Source organism: Shewanella sp. WE21 (genome assembly GCF_002966515.1).
GTDB lineage: Bacteria > Pseudomonadota > Gammaproteobacteria > Enterobacterales > Shewanellaceae > Shewanella > Shewanella oncorhynchi.
This window is the reverse complement of the sequence record NZ_CP023019.1, coordinates 3297224-3320645: the sequence shown is the minus strand read 5'-3', so window position 1 is coordinate 3320645 and position 23422 is coordinate 3297224. Positions and strand designations below refer to the sequence as shown.

Annotated in this window: 17 protein-coding genes and 8 tRNA genes; 9 read left to right on the top strand and 16 right to left on the bottom strand. The window is 46.3% G+C overall.

Annotated features, from left to right (window positions below; all coding sequences use genetic code 11):
• Positions 1-8: 8 nt before the first annotated feature.
• Positions 9-2132: an aldehyde ferredoxin oxidoreductase gene (locus CKQ84_RS14580; RefSeq protein ID WP_105251825.1), complete on the bottom strand. Its 2124-nt coding sequence runs from the start codon at positions 2130-2132 to the stop codon at positions 9-11.
• Between the two features lie 16 nt (positions 2133-2148).
• Positions 2149-2793 (bottom strand): 4Fe-4S dicluster domain-containing protein, encoded by a 645-nt coding sequence (locus CKQ84_RS14575; protein WP_105251824.1) that lies wholly within the window; start codon positions 2791-2793, stop codon positions 2149-2151.
• 355 nt (positions 2794-3148) lie between these two features.
• On the opposite strand from CKQ84_RS14575, the gene CKQ84_RS14570 reads away from it, so the two are divergent.
• Positions 3149-5518, top strand: coding sequence for an OmcA/MtrC family decaheme c-type cytochrome (locus CKQ84_RS14570; RefSeq protein WP_105251823.1), 2370 nt, complete (start codon positions 3149-3151; stop codon positions 5516-5518).
• A 155-nt stretch (positions 5519-5673) separates the two neighbouring features.
• On the opposite strand, the gene CKQ84_RS14565 is transcribed toward CKQ84_RS14570, so the two are convergent.
• Complete coding sequence (locus CKQ84_RS14565; RefSeq protein WP_105251822.1) at positions 5674-7452, bottom strand: flotillin family protein; 1779 nt, start codon at positions 7450-7452, stop codon at positions 5674-5676.
• A 36-nt stretch (positions 7453-7488) separates the two neighbouring features.
• A complete protein-coding gene (locus CKQ84_RS14560) occupies positions 7489-8124 on the bottom strand; it encodes a YqiJ family protein (RefSeq protein WP_105251821.1) in 636 nt (211 codons plus the stop codon).
• 438 nt (positions 8125-8562) lie between these two features.
• Between CKQ84_RS14560 and CKQ84_RS14555 the strand changes: the two genes are divergently transcribed.
• The 5 genes from CKQ84_RS14555 to CKQ84_RS14530 all read left to right on the top strand — a co-directional run bounded on the left by CKQ84_RS14555 (position 8563) and on the right by CKQ84_RS14530 (position 12210).
• A complete protein-coding gene (locus CKQ84_RS14555; RefSeq protein WP_105251820.1) occupies positions 8563-10068 on the top strand; it encodes a carboxypeptidase M32 in 1506 nt (501 codons plus the stop codon).
• 443 nt (positions 10069-10511) lie between these two features.
• A complete protein-coding gene (locus tag CKQ84_RS14545) occupies positions 10512-11009 on the top strand; it encodes a GNAT family N-acetyltransferase (protein WP_105253076.1) in 498 nt (165 codons plus the stop codon).
• Positions 11006-11356, top strand: a complete 351-nt coding sequence (locus tag CKQ84_RS14540) for a DMT family protein (protein WP_006082592.1) — start codon at positions 11006-11008, stop codon at positions 11354-11356. The genes CKQ84_RS14545 and CKQ84_RS14540 overlap by 4 nt, the downstream gene beginning before the upstream one ends.
• Before the next feature lie 27 nt (positions 11357-11383).
• Entirely contained in the window at positions 11384-11641 is a 258-nt protein-coding gene (locus tag CKQ84_RS14535; RefSeq protein WP_006082593.1) for a DUF2960 domain-containing protein, read from the top strand.
• A 59-nt stretch (positions 11642-11700) separates the two neighbouring features.
• Positions 11701-12210: an RDD family protein gene (locus CKQ84_RS14530; RefSeq protein ID WP_028761351.1), complete on the top strand. Its 510-nt coding sequence runs from the start codon at positions 11701-11703 to the stop codon at positions 12208-12210.
• A gap of 120 nt (positions 12211-12330) precedes the next feature.
• Here the strand turns inward: CKQ84_RS14530 and lptG are convergent, their stop codons facing one another.
• Positions 12331-13389 (bottom strand): LPS export ABC transporter permease LptG, encoded by a 1059-nt coding sequence (lptG, locus tag CKQ84_RS14525; RefSeq protein ID WP_105251819.1) that lies wholly within the window; start codon positions 13387-13389, stop codon positions 12331-12333.
• The gene (gene lptF, locus CKQ84_RS14520) at positions 13386-14498 is read right to left on the bottom strand and encodes an LPS export ABC transporter permease LptF (protein WP_105251818.1); all 1113 of its coding nucleotides are present in this window, start codon (positions 14496-14498) and stop codon (positions 13386-13388) included. The genes lptG and lptF overlap by 4 nt, the downstream gene beginning before the upstream one ends.
• Before the next feature lie 243 nt (positions 14499-14741).
• Here lptF and pepA point away from each other — a divergent pair, with 243 nt between their 5' ends.
• From pepA to CKQ84_RS14505, 3 genes are all read left to right on the top strand, one after another.
• Complete coding sequence (gene pepA, locus CKQ84_RS14515) at positions 14742-16250, top strand: leucyl aminopeptidase (RefSeq protein WP_006082597.1); 1509 nt, start codon at positions 14742-14744, stop codon at positions 16248-16250.
• Between the two features lie 341 nt (positions 16251-16591).
• Entirely contained in the window at positions 16592-17095 is a 504-nt protein-coding gene (locus tag CKQ84_RS14510; RefSeq protein WP_105251817.1) for a DNA polymerase III subunit chi, read from the top strand.
• Between the two features lie 20 nt (positions 17096-17115).
• The gene (locus CKQ84_RS14505; protein WP_105251816.1) at positions 17116-19992 is read left to right on the top strand and encodes a valine--tRNA ligase; all 2877 of its coding nucleotides are present in this window, start codon (positions 17116-17118) and stop codon (positions 19990-19992) included.
• A gap of 604 nt (positions 19993-20596) precedes the next feature.
• Here the strand turns inward: CKQ84_RS14505 and CKQ84_RS14500 are convergent.
• The 10 genes from CKQ84_RS14500 to CKQ84_RS14455 all read right to left on the bottom strand — a co-directional run bounded on the left by CKQ84_RS14500 (position 20597) and on the right by CKQ84_RS14455 (position 23416).
• Positions 20597-20673 (bottom strand) — tRNA-Arg (locus CKQ84_RS14500).
• A 101-nt stretch (positions 20674-20774) separates the two neighbouring features.
• Positions 20775-20866, bottom strand: a tRNA-Ser gene (locus CKQ84_RS14495).
• Positions 20867-20911: 45 nt separating this feature from the next.
• A tRNA-Arg gene (locus CKQ84_RS14490) sits at positions 20912-20988 on the bottom strand.
• A gap of 49 nt (positions 20989-21037) precedes the next feature.
• A tRNA-Arg gene (locus tag CKQ84_RS14485) sits at positions 21038-21114 on the bottom strand.
• 49 nt (positions 21115-21163) lie between these two features.
• Positions 21164-21240 (bottom strand) — tRNA-Arg (locus tag CKQ84_RS14480).
• A gap of 86 nt (positions 21241-21326) precedes the next feature.
• Positions 21327-21403: transfer RNA gene (locus CKQ84_RS14475), tRNA-Arg, on the bottom strand.
• 44 nt (positions 21404-21447) lie between these two features.
• Positions 21448-21524 (bottom strand) — tRNA-Arg (locus CKQ84_RS14470).
• A 22-nt stretch (positions 21525-21546) separates the two neighbouring features.
• Positions 21547-21638, bottom strand: a tRNA-Ser gene (locus CKQ84_RS14465).
• 205 nt (positions 21639-21843) lie between these two features.
• Positions 21844-22041 (bottom strand): carbon storage regulator CsrA, encoded by a 198-nt coding sequence (gene csrA, locus CKQ84_RS14460; RefSeq protein ID WP_006082602.1) that lies wholly within the window; start codon positions 22039-22041, stop codon positions 21844-21846.
• Between the two features lie 118 nt (positions 22042-22159).
• On the bottom strand, positions 22160-23416 hold the full coding sequence (locus tag CKQ84_RS14455; protein WP_105251815.1) for an aspartate kinase: 1257 nt from the start codon (positions 23414-23416) through the stop codon (positions 22160-22162).
• Between the last annotated feature and the right edge of the window lie 6 nt (positions 23417-23422).

Here is a 23422-nt window from a genome sequence, read left to right as displayed (position 1 = left end):
TATAGTGTTCAACTGGGTAACAGGCCTCGCGCCGCCAATCTATCGGCAACAAAACCTAGGCTAAACTTGTCGAGCGTGGCCCGAGTTGGCGCACCGGTTTGAATATCCCAACCAAAGGCTTCATAGAACATGTCCAGCGCCGTTTGCATGTCAGCGCGGTCCATCTTGATGGTGCCCTCTTGACCGAAGTTTTTATCTGGATTCAAATCATAAACCCAGTCACTGAGCACATCATGCTCTTCGCGCATATTGCTTTCATTCATTTGCAATACGGTTAAGGCACGGTGTAAATGCAGCACTCTTTCCGCCTTAAAGTCCAATTCCGTTTCTGTGGTTTCAATCCCAGTCACTAAACTGAACATCTGCGATTCAATGGTGCTATCGCCTTCATAGTTACGATTTTTATCCGGTGATGCCAGCAGTGGGAACATCCAATTACACAGTGTCAGAGAATCATGTAATACGTTTTTCACCAGCGACCATTTTGCAAAACGGATCTTAGCCGCATTGATTGGGGTATACCAATTCACCTTATCGAATGCACCTTCACCCCATTTTTTCTCGGCAATCGCCACTGTCATATCGTGTGGCAAACCACTGTTAACTATGTTGATGTGGGAATGGCACTGAGCATCACGGTTAAAGACGACGTTGATTAACGTACCCACCTGACCCGCGGTTTCACTGGCATGGTGCACGGCAGCATTGGTTTTTTTGTTGAATACCTTAGTGGCACTTTCTTTATGAATATCCCAATTACCTAACTTAGGATTGGTTCCATCTAACCCCCAACGCTTGATCAAATCATATAAGCCGTCGGCCATATGGGAAATTTCACCTTCTTTAAACGCCACTCGGCGATAAAAATCAAGTAAGAAAGCGGGATCTTGGTTATCCCAGAGCGCCCAAGGAATACTGTTAAATTCATCTTCAGGTAATAAATGCTTAAACATATCCTTTGTTTTTAGGAATTTAAATAGATGTGAAATGGAGCCATAGTTACACCAAATACCATAGTCATCGAGAATATGAGCCCCTAAAGCGCCCGCCATCGCATGTGCTTCTGTACCATTTTTGGTGCCCATTAAATACTGTGGTACGAGGAATCCCATACAGACGTTAGATATATGTTCGGTTTTACGACCGTATTTGCTTTTCAATTCAGGGACTTTTAGCTCGCAGAAGCAACGTATTGGGCATGAATGACAGCCTCCCGTACGCTTCATCCACTTATTGGCGTATTCCACACCTATGTAGCTTTCTGCCATCGAAGTTCGAAACCCAATACGATTGCGTTCATTCCATGGCACTTCGCCTAAATCGATTTCTTGATCGGCAGCGCCCCACTTCAAACCGGGCCGAGATTTCCAGCGGCTGATGGGTGCTGAGTACTCAGCCCAAGATTGCGGCGTTGAAGGAACGACACCATTATTGTTGGCACCGATAATACCTAAAATATGGTCATCTAAGGCACGCATCTTTTCATTATTGGCGGCGATTTTAACGGCGCCAGTGCCGATAATGCCGATCCCTTTACAATTTTTGGACCCCATTACCGAGCCATGACCACCTGCTGAGTGCCCGCCCTGAGTCATAATGACAGAAAGAGGCACTTGGTTTTCACCCGCTTGGCCAATCGCAGCGACTTGTGCATTAGGTCCCATCATTTGCGCGATCATGGCGTGGGTATCAAATATACCTTTACCCCATAGGGCGTCAGCAGGTTCAATCGTGACCTTATCATCCACAATTTTAAGCCACACAGGACTGCTCGCTTTGCCTTCTATCGCAATCGCATCGAAACCTGCAAATTTCATTGCGGGTGAAAAATGCCCACCAAAGTGACCATCGGCAATCAGATGTTTTTCAATTACGGGACTACGGGAAGTAATGGTTGTTCGTCCAGTACAAATAACGCCTGAACCCGTTAATGGTCCGGCAGAAAAGACAATAATATTATCTGGGTCGATTGCTGTAATATTATCCTTATGATCATCCCACAATATTTTATAACCAATCCCCATACCACCGATATAGTCATAATATTTATTGATTGGCTCATACCATATATGATTAGTTGTTAAATTAACTCTGAGGACTTTACCCGCCCAACCACCTATTTTATCACTCATATTATTTCTCCTGAATTTAAGAAACTAAGCCGGTATATTTTTCGTATTGTTCTAATGCAGCTTCAGCCTCTTCCCAGTTATAAAATTTAATTGCACCTGTAGGACAAACTTGCGCGCAGGCAGGTTTACCGTTACATAAATCACATTTGACGGCTTTCATTTTACTGCGAACAACTTTAATGACTTGCTGAGGACACTTATCTGCACAATAACCACATCCGACACAACGTTCTTCATCAATCACTTTGGCGCCAGTCTGTTCATTCGTTGAAATAGCTTGCTGTGGACAAACTTCAGTGCAAACTTCGCAGTGGCGACAAGTAGAAGGAACAACGGTTTTATCGCCGCATTCTCCTCGTTGTATTTCATAGTCAAATTGCACACCATGTGGGCCATAGTTCATATTTCTTTCTACTTTGACGCGGGCAAGTGTCGGACTGCTATCCCCTTCATGGTTCCAACCACAGGCAATTTCACAGCGTCTACAGCTAACACAAACCGTAGGGTTCACCACCATGAGTCCACCAGGCATGACCTCTACTATCTCTTGGCTATTACTGTCACTGCCACAACCGGTCAGAAAACTGATTAATGTTCCGCTATAAACTGTACCGACAGCAACGCCCATACCGCCTTTAAGCATTCCTCTTCTGGTAATCATATTTGATCCTTTATTAGTCAAAGCAATATAATTAAAATATGCATACACTTTGATTCCCGACAATTTATGCTAAAGTAATTATGTCTTTGATTTTTAACCTGCGTCACAATTACCCATATTGGGGCATTATTAGATCAAGTTACACGACATGCATCAGAGTAACGTTTTTAAGAATTAACAATTAAACATCTAGCAAATTTAAATAATGCATCACTTCAAATTACCTTAATATAATTAACAAATAACTTTTAAATTTGGTTAATTAAGTGCAACTCAACTCATAACTAAGTTAATATCTATACCGCATACATTCCGATTAGAGTCCCGACAGAATCTAATTAAAAAGGAATGGAAAATGATGAAAACGAATACCCGTTCTCAATGGAAAATCTTTACGCCAATGGCAGTCGCAGTCTGTCTGATGACAGCCTGTTCCGATGGTGACGATGGGAAAGAAGGTCCACCAGGGATTGTGAGTATCAGCATTGAACAAGCGGATACACTCAAAGCGACAATAGAAAATGTGGTTATCGATGCACAAACTCATGTGCAGGTCGATTTCTTCCTCAGCAATGCCAATGGTATTGCAGTCACTGGACTAGAAAACCTGAAGGAGCTAGATACCTTAGGTGTCGGTATTGCCAAATTAGCACCGCCGCAGGAGCACTATCAAATCACCCATGCCGCGGCTAATGCTATGGCAACAACTGGCGCTGAAATCACTAACTCTGTAGCAAGCGCGACAGATGCTGCGTTGCAATGGACCAGTTACATCAATAATCAAGTAGAACCTGCCACAAATGCCCAAGCGAATGCACAGACTCAGTGGCAAGCAGGCATTGAAAGCAGCTGTAAAACGGCTTGTCTAACCTCATTAGGCGCGGGTCAATACCGTTACACTTTGAGTAAACCACTCACGGGTTACTCCCAATTTACGGGGATAGACACCCATTACTCGCCTGAGCTCACCCACAGGATTTACCTAGAGTTAAAACCGTTCGCAAACAGCCCTATCGACACTCAGTTGATCAACAGCGTATACGATTTTGTACCCGCCACAGGACAGACTGTCGCGGCGGATATGGGCCGTAAAGTGATCGAGCCGGAACAAGCTTGTTTTCGATGCCATAACCCAGACTTAGCCAATACCGACACTCGCCTTTTGATGCACGGCAATAAACGTTTTGCCTTTGAGGGCTGCGTTGTCTGTCACACGACTTACTCTGGCGATCCTGAAACGGGTAATAGCCTTGATATGGCGACATTGACACACCAGATCCACCAAGCCAAATATCAAATTGTCGGTTACAAGGGACAGCTATATGACTACGCCAATGTGACCTTTCCCGGTGATATGACCCAATGTCAGCAATGCCATATTCCCGGCGCAACGGCGCAAAGTGGCAATAATAATATCCCCAGTAAAACCGCGTGTCTTGACTGTCACAAAGCGCAAATTCCCGCAGATTGGAATGGCACTGTAGCGGGTTTATTCCACAACAGGGAAATTTTTGCCAACCCATGGGCACTGGGTTGTAGCGGCTGCCACCCTGATAGCACTAATCCTGAAGGTGTCGGGATTTTCCACAATGCCGCCGTGAAAACAGCCACTAAGCTGGTGAGCGATTACCAAGTTAAGTTACTGAGTTCGCAGCTCAGCGTTGAAACTAAGACCCTTGCGGTGACATTGCAAGTGCAGCAAATGGAGCAACTGCCCACCAGTCAACCTATGATAAAATCCTTCTGGTTGATTGCCACAGGTGAAACAAATAGCGCGAACATGCCAATCAATAACGGCCAGCGTAAAGTGTGGGATTTATTAGTAAACACGAGCGACGTCGCCTTAAAAATTACCGCACCCAATCAGCTAACCGTCACTATATCTAACCTGTCGGCTGCCGATTTTGGCGATCTGAGTCAGTCAAAACTCTACAGTAAACTGGTGCTCTGTGCCGATAAAAATACCGGCTTTGCCGTTAACTGTAATATTGCAAATCAAGAGGTGAGTCTCAGTGCCATTAATTCGCTAAGCCTGCAAGATCAAGCTGTTACAGCAAAAGCTAAGGTCGATGAACAGGCCTGTCGCCAATGTCATGATCAAGGATTAGAAGATAGAGTTCTGTCAGCGCATCAAATGAAAGGAATTTTTGAACCCAATAGCAGCTGTGGCACCTGTCATGCACCGCAAACAGCAACCGCACTGACCGATGGGCAATGTCAAAGTTGCCACAGTAATGATGCAATTATGTATCTCAATGCCAATGTGATGCATACTCCTGGGGCCAGCCAAATCAAGCCCTATCGCACCATCAACAATACTTTGAGCTACAGGGAAATGGTGCATTCACTGCACGCGGGAACCCGCACTGTAGTGGGTTTTGATAATCCACGTCCCGAACTCACTTACCCTAATGCAAAAAATAACTGTAGTGTTTGCCATAGCGCAGGACAGCTCAGTCTCGAGGGGCTAAGTGCACAGCAATCCCTGTTAGTTGCGACACCCGATGCAGCCAACATAGGGCAAATTGCCGAGTACTCACCAACCTTAGCAACCTGCACGGCTTGTCACACGCTTATCGATAGTTTAGTCGTCCATGCACGCAGCTTTGGCGGGGTTTACCAAAGCGATGCCAGCGGTGGTCGAATTTACCAATCAGGACAGGAATCATGCGCAACCTGTCATGCTGAAGGTCGCTCATCGGGGATCGACAAGGTACACAAATAAGCCATTAGATTTGATTTAATGCAAAAAAAACGCTCACCATAATGGTGAGCGCTTTTATTTCATTCGTATTATTTATCAATACCTTACCCGCACAAGGCTCAAAAGAGCAACGGCGAGCGCTTTACTTGATTTGACTTAGTTTAATGTCGTTTAGATTAAGACTTGAGCACACTTTGGCTCTCTACTACCTGCGTTTGGCTATAGTCCTTAGGTCTAGAGTTCGACAAGGTAACACCACTTAAGGCTTCGGCGGTTAAGGTGTTATTGCCGTTCAATAAATCATTCAAGGTTCCAGAGTCGCCATTCACTAACCCTAACTCCCTGAGCATGGCATCGATAACAGGCGCATTGGCGCGATAGTTTAACGCTGCACTGGTCACTTGCTCTGCGATGCCACCTTGATGGTGAGCACCTTCGCCACCCACAGCAAATTGATGACCTGCACCATAACCTTGAAGAATCTTAATACCTTCGATGTTTTCTAACGGCTTAACGGCTTGGGCCACAATTTCAGGCAAGGCCTTCAAAATGGCGAGGGATTTTTGCAGGGCAATTTGCTCATCACTCAAGACGTTTTCTGCTTCATAAAGTGCTTGTTTACCTGCAGCTTCAACGGCATAGACTTTTTCATCCGCTTCAGCCTGCAGTTTTTTCGCATCGGCACTGGCGCGCGCTTCAATCAGAATCGCACTCGATCTGTCTTCAGCGGCACGTTTCTCAGCTTCGGCCTGCACTGTTACGCCGACTGCATCACGCTCAGCTTCCTTACGGGCATCAATCACTTCAATCTCTTTGCGACGATTAGCTTCTGCCACTTGGCGCGCTGTGATTACCGCTTCTTCTTTTTCAACTTTCAGTTTTTCGGCTTCAGCTGCACGGGCACGAGCTGCTGATTCTTCTTCAGATTTGGCCGCAACCGCAATGCGTTTTTCCTGCTCAGAAACTTCGATATCCCTTTGCTGTTGAATGCGCGATTGCTCAATCGACTTATACTTTTCAATCTCACGGGTTTCGATATCTTTGGTCTTTTCGATTTCAGCGGTTTCAATGGCGCGCTCTTTGGCAATCTCGGCTTCGCGTTCTTCACGAGCCTTGTTTTCTTTCTGCTTAATAATCTCCGCTTTTTGATCGGCGCGTTTAAATTCTAACGACTGTTGCTGGATCAGGCGCGCTTCTTCTTCCGACTTTTCAATCTCTAGGGATTCCTTTTCAGCTTCGAGGTTACGCTGCTCGATCTTAATGCGGTTTTCCTGCTGAATATCGTTGGTTTCCTTGCGCTTCTCTTCGATAATCTTCGCCAGACGCGCACGACCTTCGGCGTCAAATGCGTTGTTTTCATTAAAAAACTGCAAATCAGTTTGATCGAAACCCGTTAATGAAACCGATTCGAGTTCGAGACCGTTTTTCTCCAGATCGTTGGCGACGTTATTTTGCACCCGTTGCACAAAATCGGCACGCTGCTCATGCATTTCTGTCATGGTCATTTCGGCGGCCACGGCACGCAGCACGTCAACAAACTTAGACTCCATCAGCTTTTTAAGCTCTTCAACGCGGTTTGTACGCGTGCCTAAGGTTTGCGCTGCCATTGAAATACCATCGGAATGTGGGGCAACACGCAAGTAGAAATCGGCCTTCACATCGACACGCATTCTGTCCTTAGTGATCAGCGCATCTTTCTGGGTTTTCTCCACTTCGATACGCAGAGTGTTCATGTTTACCGAGATGGTTTCATGTAATACAGGCAACACAATAGCGCCGCCATCTTTAATGATTTTCTCACCACCAAAGCCGGTACGCACAAAGGCCATTTCTTTGGTTGCACGTTTATATAACTTGGCGAAAATTAACCCGATCACAATGAGGCCGAGTAGCACCATACCCGCAACGAGCAAAATAAAACTACCGGATGAACCTACGTTTGTTAACACATCCATTTGATTTCCTTTCAATTGATTTATGGCTTGGGAAGATTAATTATCAAAACGCGTAGCAGACCAGACTCGGCCTTCTCGCTTAAGCAGCACGACTTGAGTGCCTGAGGCAAACTCGATATCCGAAGTTTCGGGCTCGACTAAAACGTAATGTTTTTGTTGATGTTTATCGCGAACGACAGCTTCAGAGGGCATGCCTTTAATTGCGCAACCTAAGGTGATAGTGCCGACATAGCCGCTAAGATCATCTAGCGAGATCGCACTCGATTCATTTTTAGGCAAATGATCAGCAAGTACTCGGCCAAAATAACGGCAAGAAAATGCACTAGCGACAATAGCAATGGGTAAAGTGAACAGTTGCGGCAGTAAAAAACCGGCAAGACTAACACTGATAAAATTGACGATATAACCCGCAATCGCAAAACTGGTCAGCGCAAGCACAAACCAAATAAGTAATGGGAGTCTATTTAGACACAGCCAACCAGCAATGCCCGTGAGTCCACCCGCGCCCACATCAGCATCATATTCCACATCAGCAGGCACCCATTGGTCTAACGCACTTAACATGCTTAAACCTATGAATAATGCGAAGGCTTCAAACACACCAAGGGCCAGTACGCAGGCAAAAGCTATGGTGTAAGGTAAATTAGGCTGTTCAACTAAAAACGCCCACATAGTCATCTCCTTGAACAATACAGCATTCCATTTATTTCACTGTAATTATCGACTTAACCACCACAGAATAGCAAGGCAAGCACAATTTCCAAACTAAAAATTGTCCCTAAAACAGATTTGACTATTACTCTGCTGCACCCAAATAGCGTGGCCATCTTCGCTGCTAGTACCCTATCGAAAACCACTTTAACACTACAACTCCCTTTTTAGCTTAGCGCGCTAGCGCTGCAAATAGCCGCAATCGCCATACATGGCGTGGATGCCATTTATTCAGGAGCAATAAATGGCCTTGCCTCAAGTGCGTTACTATAGCGTTAATATCAGCCCACTGAGTCCTGCATCTTCAGGTTGTTTGAGTATACTGTTGACGTCATTGTATTATCATCCTGTTATTGTTATTTATTCGCGCAGGATTTGATGCGCCAGAAGGGAAATTCCATGGACTCACCCAAGAGCAAAGTACCAACACCAAGTTACGATAAACTGACAGCACATTTTCAAAAAATTTCTCACTTTGAACATTTCAGCGCTCTAGGTGACTGGGATCAAGCAGCTATGATGCCTATGGGCGGTAATAGCGATCGCGGCGATGCAATGGCTGAACTGGCGCGACATATCCACACACTCAAAACCTCAACCATATTAGCTGAACACTTACACGGCGCGACGGACGAATCTCTCACAACGGAACAACAAGCTAACCTGCGGGAAATGCAGTACCAATATCAACAGGCAAATTTAGTGCCCGGCGATCTCGTGCAAGCCAAAACTAAAATGGCCTATCAATGTGAGAATGCGTGGCGTGAACAACGTAAAAATAATGACTGGCAAGGCTTTAAACCAAACCTTAAAGCCGTAATTGCACTTGCTAAGGAAGAAGCGCAGATCCGCGGCGAAGCCCAGAATATTTCCCCCTATGATGCCCTGCTCAATAAATTTGAGCCGGGAATGACCTCGGCAAAGCTGGAGCAAACCTTTGGCGGACTGAAAAATTGGCTACCGACACTTATCCAAGAAGTGCTGGCTAAACAGGCAAACGAGCCTAAGTTAACGCTAAATGGTCCCTTCGATGTTAGCGCGCAGCAAGCCCTAGGCCGAGACGTAATGGATTTTCTGGGGTTTGACTTTAACCACGGTAGGCTGGATATCAGCAGCCATCCATTCTGTGGCGGCGTGCCAAGCGATGTACGGATAACGACTCGCTACAATGAGGCTGATTTCAGTAGTGCTATCATGGGCATAGTTCATGAAACAGGCCATGCCAAATATGAGCAGGGTTTACCTAAAGCGTGGCGTGGACAACCTGCGGGACTGGCGCGTTCTATGGGTATCCACGAGAGCCAGAGTCTATTCTGCGAAATGCAACTCGGGGCAAATCCGGCATTTTTACGCCAATTGCAGCCTAAAATTGCGCAACATCTTCATTGTCATTTTAGCGCCCAAGAATTAGCACAGCATTACACCCGCGTAGCGCCCGGACTTATCCGCGTCGATGCCGATGAAGTCACCTATCCTTGCCACATTTTACTGCGCTTTGAGGCAGAAAAAGCCTTTATCGACGGCAGCTTAACCGTAGATGATTTGCCTGATTTTTGGTCGACGCAGATGCAACAACTACTGGGGATTAATACCGATGGCAACTACCGAGACGGTTGCATGCAGGATATCCATTGGGCCGTTGGTGAACTAGGGTATTTTCCCAGCTATACCTTAGGCGCCATGTATGCCGCCCAATGCCGTTTTGCGATGGAAAAAGCCTTAGGACCAATTGAAACCCTGATCGATGCAGGCAAGTTGAACTCGGTATTCCAATGGCTGAGTGAACACATTTGGTCTAAGGGATCTTTGCTCACCACCGATGAACTGATACGCCAAGCAACGGGTGAAACCCTAAATGGTCAATATCTTGAGCGTCACCTGCGCCAACGATATCTGGGCATTTAACCGCTGCTAATGCTTATACCCAAGCTACCTGAAGAGTCGAGTTTCAGAGCGCCTAGGGTGCATCAATTCAAGGCGCATCAATGACAGAATGTCGGCCACCTTTTGAATTGATGCAACACGGAAGTGAAGTGCCCTAGGCGCTCCGTCCCGGCGGGTTTTAACGCACTTTATGCTGCGTTGGTTATTTTTAACTTAGCCCGCTAGGTCAGCAAATAACCGCCTTGCCTAAAGTGCGTTAAATTCCCGCTGAATCCTGTATCTTCAGGTTGTTTGGGTATACAAGCGCTGAAAGCTCAGTTTATACGGGTTTTAAAGCGCTTTATATTGCCGCTGGAGCCTGCATTTTAACGCTGCTTGAGGTTATAATGCCGAGCTTATTTGAATCAGGACTCTTTCCACGGAGTTCCTTCAACAGAACTCTTGAAACAGGATAAATGTCGGCCATGTTACTGCGTGCAATCACCCCAGAGGATTGGGATGCCATTTTAGCGATCCAAGACGAGTGTTACTCACAACTGGATCCTGAGCCACTGCACGTACTGCAAAGTAAATGGCAGGTATCACCTCTGTCCTGTTTTGTGTTCGAAGTGGATAAGTCGGTTGTCGGTTATTGCTTGGCTCACCCTTGGACCGCCAATATGCCGCCCGCGCTATATCAGCCCATCACCCATTTACCCAAGGCTGATACCTTATACCTACACGATATTGCGATTTCGGCCAAAGCCCAAGGTTTAGGCGCCGGCGCTAAGGCGCTGACCCGCCTAACACTACTGGCTGATCGCTATAATCTCAATTCCTTATCCCTCGTAGCCGTACAAGGTGCCGACAGCTATTGGCTTAAAATGGGTTTTAAACCTAAAGCAATCGATAAATGCCTTGGCAGCTATACTGACGATGCTATGTATATGATTTATAAATTTAATCATAGAGATGAAAAATGAATCCAACCCTAACCACTATCGGTTTACTTTGCTTAAGTAATATTTTTATGACCTTTGCTTGGTACGGGCATTTGAAAACGCTAGGCTCAAAACCTTGGATTATTGCGGCCTTAGTGAGCTGGGGTATCGCCCTATTTGAATACTTGCTGCAAGTGCCTGCTAACCGTATCGGCTACACAGTAATGAATGTCGGCCAGTTAAAAATTTTACAAGAAGTCATCACCTTAAGTTTGTTTGTCCCCTTTGCCTATTTCTATATGAAAGAACCATTGAAGCTCGATTATCTGTGGGCAGGACTGTGCATCTTAGGTGCCGTGTATTTTATTTTTAGAAGTGAATTTAATTAATTTCAGACTTATTTCAGGAGAACTCCCATGGCCCGTCAAGTCACTTATACCTTCAAAGGTAAGACGAAAACCATCGCCTTTAGCTACGACAAACACCATGATTTATATGAAGCAGTGGCCGAAGCAGAAGGCATAGATCTGACCAAATTTTTGGCTATGGAGCAACAAGTCGCCATGACATCTCGTAAAGGTGCGAAGGCTGAAAAAGAATTCAGAAAAGTAGAGTTTGCCCGCTTTGGTTTTAGCAATATCCACTTTGTCAGAGATGAAGAACCTGAAGCCTAGGCTGAAATATTAGTTGTTTTTTGTATTAGCTTTAAGCACTTCAATAACAGGACACTGTAATGCTCAATACCGAACATGCTAATTTCCCCCGCGCAGGATTCTTCCGCCGCCTAGGCGCTGCAGTTTACGATTCGATGTTAGCCGTGGCCGTCTATATGGTTGCTGGCGCAATGGGCTTTGGGATTTTCTACGGCCTCACCGCTTCAGGACTGGCTGGCATGAATGGCTTTGAGCATGTCTCAGATGCACTCAATGGCACGCCAGTTTATCAGGGAATTTATCAACTCTGGCTTGCCTTGTGTGTCGGCACTTTCTACGCATTATTCTGGAGTAAGGGCGGTCAAACCTTAGGGATGCGCGCTTGGCGGCTTAAAATTCAACATCCTAATGGCCAAAACTTAAGTCTAATCACTGCCTACGCTCGCATCATTTGGTCACTGCTCGGCATTGGCAATTTATGGATTTTAATCAATGATGATAAACGCGCACTGCAGGATATGATGACTCGCTCAGAAGTGGTCGTGCTGTCTAAAGAAGCCAACCAAATGCGTAACTGGCATGGGGCATAAGTTTATTCTTAAGTAAATCCGAAATACAAAAAACGACGCAAAAGCGTCGTTTTTTATGGGCTATTTTTATGGACTATTCTTAATTGACGAAATCCGGAGTAAGGAGTAATAAGCTGCGTATCATCGCCGGATAAAGTAGAAGGCAACGCCAGTAAACAACAAGCTTGGTGCAACAGCCCCCACATAAGCAGGTAGCTCATACACTATACTCATTGGACCAAAAATCTCATTACTGATATAAAAGCTAAAACCTGCTACGACCCCAAGTAATACGCGCGCGCCCATAGTCACAGTCCGCAGTGGACCAAATACAAACGACAGTGCCACTAACATCATCACTGCGACCGTCACGGGCTGCATCACCTTGCGCCATAAAGCAAGCTCATAACGGCTGGGATCTTGACTGTTAGTTTTAAGGTAATCGAGATAACCGACCAGACCACGTATAGATAATGCCTCGGGTTTAATCGACACTACGCTGAGCTTATCTGGCGTTAAACTCGACTGCCATTGGTCTTCTTCAAGATACTCAAGCACGACTTTCTCATAGCTTAAATCAGTACGTTTAACGTCAAATAAACGCCAGCGATCTTGGGAAAATACCGCTCGGTCTGCGTGAACTACGTTGGTGAGCTTAAGTTCGCTATTGAATTTATAAAGCGTGATATTGCTGAGTTTATTGATGTTTTCAACTTCACCAATATTAACGAACAAATCACCATCCTTTGCCCAAATTCCACGATGGGACTTAATTAAACTCCCGCCAGAGAGTTTAACAGCTTGTAACTCATTCGCTTTTTGCTCAGCAATCGGTGCGCCCCACTCCCCTAAAACCATCACCAATAACATCAAAGGCACAGCAGTTTTCATCGCCGACATAGTGATCTGCAAACGTGACATGCCAGAAGCTTGCATCACCACAAGTTCGGAATTCGATGCCAACATTCCCATACCAATCAAAGCGCCTAGCAAGACGGCCATAGGGAAAAACATTTCAATATCCCGTGGCACTAAAAATAAAACATAGATGCCAGCATCCATCATGCTATAGGTGCCACGGCCAACTAAACGCAGCTGATCAACCCATTTGATGATGCCCGACAAACCAGTCAACACCAGCAAACAAAGCGCTGAAGTGCTTAACAATATTCTGGCGATATAAAGGTCTAATATCTTCATGCTGCCACCTTCTTAGTGGCAAACAAGGACGATATACGACTGAAAATAGGCCTATCTTTGCCGAGCAAGAATAACCCCATCAAGAGCGCAGAAACATGGATCCACCACATACCTAAATACAGTGGAATAATCCCATCTTGCAATGCCTTACGTCCCGCGACCATCAGTCCAAAATAGCCAAGGTACAAAAGTACTGCCGGGAACATCTTAGCAAACTTACCTTGGCGCACATTCACCCGCGCTAACGGCACAGCAATCAGGGTCATAATTGGAATCGCGAGCGGGATAGCAAGACGCCAGTGGAATTCAGCCGCAGCTTCAGCACCTTCAATTTTAACGAGTTCATCAACGGGCAATGCAGATAACTTACGGCGACGCTCATCAACTTGCTGCTCTTTAATTTGCATTTTATAACCACCAAATTCGATCATTTGGTAGTCCTTCGCCTTCGGGCTGCCTTGATAACGTACGCCATCATTCAAGTTCAATTGTTGAGCACCTGAACTATCTTCCTGTACTCGTCCACCTTTAGCCACCACGACATTGGTCACGCCAGTTTCATCATCAGGATCTGGCAACTGGGCTACAAACACTTTATCTAACTCGTTATCTTTACCAATACGCTCAACAAATAATACCGCGCGACCATTGGGACTCGCCTGAAAACGCCCTTGGATTAAGGCGGCAAGACCTGCTTCGGACTGGGCTTTTTCGAGCACTTGGTTTTGCTGTTCTTCTGCCCAAGGAGCAACATAAAGGGATAAATAGCCAGTAAACAGCATATTGATCACGGCGAGGATCAGCGTCACGCGGGTGACATACCACTCACTGACCCCAACACCGTGGAGAATGACCATTTCATTTTCGGAATACATACGGCCGTGGGCCAGTAAAATACCCAAGAACAAACTTAACGGCAGCACTAAGATCACCAGATAAGGCAAGTTAAGCCCAATCAGAGTCATGATTAAAGAGGCGGGAAAATCGCCGTCGGAGGCATCGGCCAGTATACGCACGAAATGCTGGCTAATAAAAATAGTTAACAGCACTAAAAGTACCGCAATTTGTGCCTTTAAAACTTCTCGAATAAGGTATTTAAATACAATCACAGGCAGGATCCGGTCTCTAAACTTATCTTTTTGCTGGTAACAGACTAACTTTCATGTAAACTGTTTACTTTTGATAGTTTTCTGACCAGCTTCAGGGGTTCTAGGTAAACTTAACGTCACGAAATGCGTGACTCAAGCGCCGAGAATAAATCACCTTTGGAGTAATAACTTAGGCCCTTTTCGGGACAAGCAGACATTATCCAATAAATATAAAAATTTGTCTTTAAGAATCTAGGAGTGCTCATGGAGTTTAGCGTAAAGAGCGGTAGCCCCGAAAAACAACGCTCAGCCTGTATCGTGGTCGGTGTTTATGAACCCCGTCGTCTGTCGGGTATCGCGGAGCAATTAGATAAAATTAGCGAAGGTTATATCAGTAACCTACTGCGTCGCGGCGATCTGGAAGGTAAACCTGGCCAGATGTTATTGCTGCACCATGTTCCTAACGTATTGAGTGAACGTGTATTATTAGTGGGTTGTGGCAAAGAACGAGAATTAGACGAACGCCAATACAAACAAATCATCACTAAGACAATCAACACCCTTAACGAAACGGGTTCAATGGAAGCGGTTTGCTTCTTAACTGAACTGCACGTGAAAGGACGCGATACGTATTGGAAAGTACGTCAAGCGGTTGAAACCACTAATAGCAGTCTTTATAGCTTTGATGCCCTGAAGACCCGCAAAGGTGAAACTCGCCGTCCACTGCGTAAATTAGTGTTCAATGTCCCGACTCGCCGTGAATTAACCTTAGGTGAGCGCGCCATCGAGCATGGTATGGCAGTATCTGCTGGCATGCATTTATGTCGCGATGTAGCCAACATGCCACCGAACATCTGTAATCCAGCCTATTTAGCTTCACAAGCTCGCCAAATGGCTGAAATACACGACACTCTGCATGTCACCACTATTGGTGAAGAGCAAATGGCCAAACTGGGCATGAACTCATACCTTGCAGTCGGTCGCGCCAGTGCCAACGAATCCATCATGACTGTGATGGAATACAAAGGCGCTGTCGATAGCACAGAAAAACCAATCGTATTAGTCGGTAAAGGGTTAACCTTCGACTCGGGTGGCATTTCATTGAAGCCTGGCGAAGCCATGGACGAAATGAAGTACGACATGGGTGGCGCAGCGGGTGTTATCGGCACCATGAAAGCCATCTGTGATATGAAGTTACCTATCAACGTTGTGGGTATTCTGGCTGGCTGTGAAAACATGCCATCGGGTAATGCTTACCGTCCAGGTGACATTCTGACCACTATGTCAGGTCAAACCGTTGAAGTGTTAAATACCGATGCGGAAGGCCGTCTAGTCCTATGTGACGTATTAACCTATGTTGAGCGTTTCGATCCTGAATTAGTTATCGATACTGCAACCCTGACTGGCGCGTGTGTGATTGCCCTTGGTAAACACGCATCGGGTCTGTTCTCATCGCATAACCCTCTGGCACACGAGCTATTAAGTGCCGGTGAGCAAAGTGGTGACCGCGCATGGCGCATGCCGTTGTGGGATGAGTATCAAGATATGCTCGACAGCCCGTTTGCTGACATGACCAACTTAGGTGGCCGTCCTGCTGGAGCTATCACAGCAGCATGTTTCCTTTCGCGCTTTGCTAAAAAGTACAACTGGGCTCACTTAGACGTTGCAGGCACAGCTTGGAATAGCGGTGCTAACAAAGGTTCTACGGGTCGTCCAGTGCCACTATTGACTCAGTTCCTGATCAATCGTGCTGGCGTTGAACTCGGCGAATAACCGACTATCCGGCCTTAGTGTGTTAAAGGCTCGATAAATGAAAGGCGAAGATGAAAATCTTCGCCTTTTTTATTTTCTTAATTTAATCAGAAAATCGATTTCCTGAATAAGAACTTGAGTAAAAAACTGAACAACTAATGGTTTTAGAATAATTTTTTAAAGAGTTATAGCTCTACCCTCTGCATCTCCAACGGTTTGAAAGCATCCCATTAAGTCCCGCCAGACAGTGATAGATAAAACCTCACTGTAAGGTTTGCCCTAAGCATTAACCCATACTGACTTTTAGTGTAAACTGCTGCTTTCGTTCGCCACTAAAACAAGTGAAGCAAGGCATTGAAATCATGACTCAAGTGCTGTTTTATCTTATGCCGCCAGTGGCATCGCCTGCCAAAGCCAAGGCTGATTCACCTGTTGCAACCGCGAATGCGAACCCTGCGCTTTGCGAGATGCATCTTCTGGCATGCCAACTGGCGCAGCAGGCTTTTGTGAAGCAACAATGGGTCTATATCCATTGCCAAGATAAACAGCAAGCCCATGCAATTGATGAACTTTTATGGCAGTTTGAGCCAAGTGCCTTTGTACCTCATAACCTCAAAGGTGAAGGCCCGATGACGGGATCGCCGGTAGAAATTGGTTTTGATCGCCTCGGCGCCAACAAAAGTCGCCAAGTTCTGATTAATCTTGCAGACCAAGCGCCCCCATTTGCGGTAAACTTTGGCCACATTATCGATTTTGTTGCCAATGACGATCAGCATAAAGCGGTCGCTCGCGAACGTTATCGACAGTATCGCGGCTTAGGGGTCAATTTACAGACCCAAGACTTAGCAACACATCCACTTAATTAGTTTGAGACAGACACGTTCCCATGGAAAAAACATACGATCCGCAGTCCATCGAGCAAACGCTTTACCAAAATTGGGAAGAGCAAGGTTACTTCAAGCCACACGGCGATGAATCCCAAGGCAATTATTGCATCATGATCCCGCCACCAAACGTGACGGGCAGCTTGCACATGGGCCACGCCTTCCAAGACACTATTATGGATACTTTGACCCGTTACCAACGGATGAAAGGCAAAAATACCCTATGGCAAGTCGGTACTGACCATGCGGGTATCGCCACCCAAATGTTGGTTGAGCGTAAGCTTGAAGCCGAAGAAGGCAAAAATCGTCATGACCTAGGTCGCGATGCCTTTATGGATAAAGTGTGGGAATGGAAAGCGCAATCGGGCGGCACTATCACTAAGCAGCTACGTCGTATGGGCGCTTCTGTAGATTGGGACCGCGAGCGTTTCACTATGGACGAAGGCTTGTCCAAGGCCGTGCAAGAAGTGTTTGTACGTCTGTACGAAGACGAGTTGATTTATCGCGGTAAGCGTTTGGTCAACTGGGATCCAAAGCTGCACACGGCTATCTCTGATTTAGAAGTGGAAAGCAAAGAAAAACAGGGCCACATGTGGCATCTGCGTTATCCACTGGCCGACGGTGAACTGACCGCCGATGGTAAAGACTATTTAGAAGTCGCTACCACGCGCCCAGAAACCATGCTCGGCGACAGTGCGGTTGCAGTGCATCCCGATGATGAACGCTATCAAGCGCTGGTCGGTAAGTTTATTCTGTTGCCGATTGTTAACCGCCGCATTCCTATCGTGGCCGACGATTACGTCGACATGGCCTTTGGTACTGGCTGCGTGAAGATCACTCCAGCCCATGACTTTAACGACTATGAAGTCGGTAAACGTCACAACCTGCCCATGTTTAACGTGCTGACCTTAGATGCCGCCATTCGCGTGAGCGCTGAAGTGGTGAACTCTGACGGTACCTTTAACAAAACGCTCGATGGCAGCCTGCCTGAACGTTTTGCCGGACTTGACCGTTTTAAAGCGCGCGATGCTATCGTCGCTGAATTTGACACTTTAGGGCTGCTCGAAAAAATCGCGCCTCACGCCTTGAAAGTGCCTTACGGTGATCGCTCCGGTGTGGTTATCGAGCCGATGCTGACCGACCAATGGTATGTAGCTGTTGCGCCAATGGCGAAAACCGCTATCGAAGCCGTTGAAAATGGCAGCATTAAATTTGTACCACAGCAATATGAGAACATGTACTTCTCGTGGATGCGTGACATTCAAGACTGGTGTATTTCACGTCAATTGTGGTGGGGTCACCGCATCCCAGCATGGTACGACGAAAATGGCAAAGTCTATGTCGGCCGCAACGAAGCCGACGTCCGTGCTAAGCACAATATCGCCGACTCGATGACATTACGCCAAGACGAAGACGTACTGGACACTTGGTTCAGCTCAGCCCTGTGGACTTTCTCGACCTTAGGTTGGCCTGACAATTTAGAAGATTTAAAAACCTTCCACCCAACCGACGTGTTGGTGACAGGTTTTGACATCATCTTCTTCTGGGTTGCCCGTATGATCATGATGACCATGCACTTCATCAAAGATGAAGACGGTAAACCACAAGTCCCGTTCAAAACCGTCTACGTAACCGGTCTTATCCGCGATGAAGCGGGTAACAAGATGTCAAAATCTAAGGGCAACGTACTCGATCCATTAGACATGATCGACGGTATCGGCCTTGAAGATCTCGTTGAAAAACGTACCGGTAATATGATGCAGCCACAACTGGCCGCTAAAATTGAAAAGAGCACTCGCAAAGAGTTTGCCGACGGTATCGAAGCCCACGGCACTGATGCACTGCGCTTTACGCTTGCGGCAATGGCATCAACGGGTCGTGACATCAACTGGGATATGAAGCGCTTAGACGGTTACCGTAGCTTCTGTAACAAGTTATGGAACGCCTCACGCTACGTGCTGATGAACACAGAAGATCAAGATTGCGGCCCTGGCTCACCGGAGCACAAAGGCGGCGAGATGGAACTGTCGTTGGCCGATCGCTGGATTATTGGCTTGTTCAATCAAACCGTTAAGACCTTTGACGATCACATGACAGCCTACCGTTTCGACTTAGCAGCCAATACCCTGTATGAGTTCACTTGGAACCAGTTCTGTGACTGGTACTTAGAGTTAACCAAACCGGTATTGCAAAACGGCACCGAAGCGCAAATGCGCGGCACCCGTCACACCTTAGTGACAGTCCTCGAAGCGATGCAACGCCTGATGCACCCTATGATGCCGTATATCACTGAAACCATTTGGCAGCGCGTTAAACCGTTAGCCGGTGTCACAGGTGATACCATCATGCTGGCACCGTTCCCAACATTTGATGCCGCTAAAGTCGATAGCGCAGCAATGGCCGATTTAGAATGGGTTAAGCAAGTGATCGTCGCGGTGCGTAACATTCGCGCTGAACTGAACATTGCCCCATCTAAACCGCTAAATGCCCTACTTCGTGGTGTTAGCGCGCAGGATAAAGCCCGTGTAGAAGCGAACCAAACCTTCTTCACTACGCTTGCCCGCTTAGAAAGCATGACCATTTTAGCCGATGGCGAAACTGCGCCTATGTCGACCACAGGTTTGATTGGCGAAATGGAACTGCTGATCCCTATGGCAGGCTTAATCGATGTCGCCGCCGAAATGGCCCGTATCGACAAACAGCTTGAAAAGCTCGGCCAAGAGATCGCTCGTATCGAAGGCAAATTGTCAAACCAAGGTTTTGTGGCAAAAGCTCCAGCCGAGGTTATCGACAAAGAGCGCGCCAAGATGGCCGATCTCAAGCGAGATATGGACAAACTCAATGAACAAAAATCAGAGTTCGCTAAGTTAGAAGCTTAAGCTTCTCATTTACTCTGATTCACTTGTTATGATTAGTTCTAACTGAATGAAGGGCAGCCACTTGGCTGCCCTCCTTGTATCTATATCGCTGCAATCTATGAGCAATTATGAGCCTTAATCTACGTTCTTGAGCCAAATGCCGCCTTTAACCCGAGTCAACTCTAAACACTGTCATTTAACCTACGGCACTGTATTGAAACCACCTCACAATTCATCCTCATCATTCCCCGTGATCTATCGCTCACGAGCTCACACGTAGCCCATCACTGCCGACATAAGTAAACACCACACATGTAGACTAAAGAACAGCTAATACCTCCAGAGGCAGCACTGAGAGACTGACATTGAGTGCAGACATGAATATCTAATGTCGTCATAGACTCTCAACACAGGCAAAAGCAGATTCTTCAATGAGTTGAACCTAAGAAAGAGAAGTGTTTAAAGCGAAATGGCTAAAGATAGCGACACCGAAGATAGCTAAGGTAAGGCAAAAGATGGTGATGCAAAGTTAAGGTTAAACCTAAGCGGGTAAAAATATAATGAGTTAAACCATACAGATTAAAAAATAAAAAAGCCCTGCAATTGCTTGCAGGGCTTATCTATATGGTGCGCGTGGAAGGAGTCGAACCTCCGACCGCCTGGTTCGTAGCCAGGTACTCTATCCAGCTGAGCTACACGCGCAAACTCGTTTTTGTACTTCTAAGATCCAATCAAGATTGAGTCTAGGATAAGCACTTTTATCTCGCAAATTTATTCTATTCTTCTCGACTAAAAGAATAGAATGGCGGAGAAGGAGGGATTCGAACCCTCGATGGGAGTTAAAGCCCATACTCCCTTAGCAGGGGAGCGCCTTCGGCCACTCGGCCACCTCTCCGCGTTTAACGCTTTAAATCAACAAGACGTATCTCGTTAACTATATTGGTGCGCGTGGAAGGAGTCGAACCTCCGACCGCCTGGTTCGTAGCCAGGTACTCTATCCAGCTGAGCTACACGCGCATGTTAAACGGTAAAACACTAATACGACCTAAATCATATTAATTTAAATTGGTGCGCGTGGAAGGAGTCGAACCTCCGACCGCCTGGTTCGTAGCCAGGTACTCTATCCAGCTGAGCTACACGCGCATATTAAACGGTAAAACATTAATACGATTTAAATCGTATTAATCTAAATTGGTGCGCGTGGAAGGAGTCGAACCTCCGACCGCCTGGTTCGTAGCCAGGTACTCTATCCAGCTGAGCTACACGCGCATTTTAACTCTTTGCTATAAGCAATTATCTACAAAATTTCTTATGAAATTCAAAACTGATGAGTTAAAGATTAACTAATGCAGAGATGGTGCGCGTGGAAGGAGTCGAACCTCCGACCGCCTGGTTCGTAGCCAGGTACTCTATCCAGCTGAGCTACACGCGCGACTTGTATCTAAATTTACTTTTACATCAAACACTAATAAAAAATGGTGCGCGTGGAAGGAGTCGAACCTCCGACCGCCTGGTTCGTAGCCAGATACTCTATCCAGCTGAGCTACACGCGCACTGTTTTCTATCAGTAAGAAATGGCGGAGAAGGAGGGATTCGAACCCTCGATGGGAGTTAAAGCCCATACTCCCTTAGCAGGGGAGCGCCTTCGGCCACTCGGCCACCTCTCCGTTTTCTTGGCGCACATATTACTGTTTGACGAAAATAAGTCAAACCCTTTTTCCGAAACAGATTCCATTTGAACTGTTTTTAATCACATTGCTGTTATATCAAGCCAATGTATTGATTTACGCCAATCTTTCGGTCTGAAAAATAAAAAAGCCAGTTAAAAAACTGACTCTTCTGTTGCCGTAGTACGCTTGCCAAAACAAGGTACTAAAAGTTACCACCTTCCGATGGTGTACCTGATTTTTCAGATTGAATGCGTTGGTAGATTTCTTCGCGATGAACAGAAACCTCTTTTGGTGCATTCACACCAATACGCACTTGATTGCCTTTTACCCCTAGCACTGTAACTGTGACTTCATCACCAATCATCAGTGTTTCGCCAACACGACGAGTCAAAATCAGCATTCGATAGCTCCTTTATTTCTTAATTCAGCTTACACACGGCACTCATCCGGTAGATGGGCTTATTATAAGGTCAGCTTAGTACAAATTAATAGTATTCAATACTCAAACGGTTATTTAATTACACCTTATTTAGCTCGAAAGCGTGATGTAACGCCCGAACCGCCTTGTGTAAGTCCCTTTCATCGATAACGGTTGATAATTTACTCTCTGACGTCGTGAGTAACTTAGCATGAATAGTTTCATTACCCAAGACTTCTAACATCTTAGTCAATAATCCCATTTTTGCCTGTAAACCTTTGCCAACTAAAGATACTTTTGCACGTTGCCGTTCGATCATCAATGGTCCGAGAGCAAGGCTTTCGCTTAAGCCTTCGAGCTCATTAAGCAGAGTATCAACCTTAGCTTCAGCGAGCATAAAACTGACTCGACCCGAAGGATCATCCTCATGGATCCTCAATGGAGAAATAAATTCCACATCGATTTCCAATCGCGTTAAGCAGCCTAACAGCGCTTGATAACGTTCACTGGTGGTAAACAGCCCTTCAATCGTTAGCGTTGCCAGCGCCTTATTAATCGCGATACCTTGCACTAATGAGGCAATCGTTAATTCCGACTCGTCGCCAAATTGGATTAACGTCCCCTGCCCAGCTTCAAAGCTCGACAATACTCGCAGCGGTACGCGAAAACGCTCGGCGTATTCAACAGAATCGGGATGCAATACTTTAGCGCCGAGCTTTGCCATTTCGAGCATCACATCAAACCCAATCACATCGAGGCGACGTGCACTGCTATCAATATTAGGATCTGTGGTAAATACCCCAGCCACATCGGTAAAAATCTGGCATTCATCGGCTTCTAACGCTGCCGCTAAGGCTACTGCAGTGGTATCTGAACCACCGCGTCCTAAGGTGGTCACTTCGCCTTGAGGATCGATGCCCTGAAACCCTGCAACGATCGGCACAACACCATCGGCAAGCAAAGACTGCAAATATTCAGTATCAACTCGCTCGATGCTGGCGCGACCGAATTGACTATTTGTATGAATTTGCACTTGATCGCCCGTAAGGGATTTCGCTTTTATGCCGCGACGTTGTAGCGCCATCGACATCAAAGCAATACTCACTTGCTCACCCGTCGAGACTAGCATGTCTAACTCGCGCGCCGAGGCGCGCGGATTAATTTGTGCTGCAAGTGCAAACAGGCGATTCGTCTCACCCGCCATCGCGGATAAGACTAAAACTTGCTGCTCACCATTGTGAGCTGACTTTGTAATCTGCTCAGCGACCGCTTCGATACGTTCAATAGAACCTACCGAAGTGCCGCCGAACTTTTTCACAAAAAGCTTGCTACCACTAAGCTTTCGTTTTTGGGGCACAGCAAC